At 47.8% G+C, this 245-nt stretch carries 1 rRNA gene; it reads left to right on the plus strand.

Annotated features, from left to right (window positions below):
* The first annotated feature begins 123 nt into the window (after window positions 1–123).
* Window positions 124–231, plus strand: a 5S ribosomal RNA gene (gene rrf, locus IS446_RS00005).
* The last annotated feature ends 14 nt before the right edge of the window (window positions 232–245 follow it).

Consider the following 245-nt stretch of genomic DNA (forward strand, 5'->3'; position numbering starts at 1 on the left):
TCTCGATTTTTATCTCAATATGTTATCTTATTAGTTCAGCCGCTGGCTGAACGCTTTACGCCGAAAGCTTGAAGCTCTAAGCACTTGCTTATAGCCTATAGCTTATCGCATAAAGCCACGATTTAAGGTGGTTATTGCGTCGGGGCTCACCTCTTCCCATTCCGAACAGAGCAGTTAAGCCCGACAGCGCCGATGGTACTACGAAAGTGGGAGAGTAGGTCGCCGCCTTCTTTGAAAGCCCTTCA

Origin of the sequence: Robertkochia sediminum, from assembly GCF_016786255.1 — a bacterium.
In the GTDB taxonomy this organism is placed as follows: domain Bacteria; phylum Bacteroidota; class Bacteroidia; order Flavobacteriales; family Flavobacteriaceae; genus Robertkochia; species Robertkochia sediminum.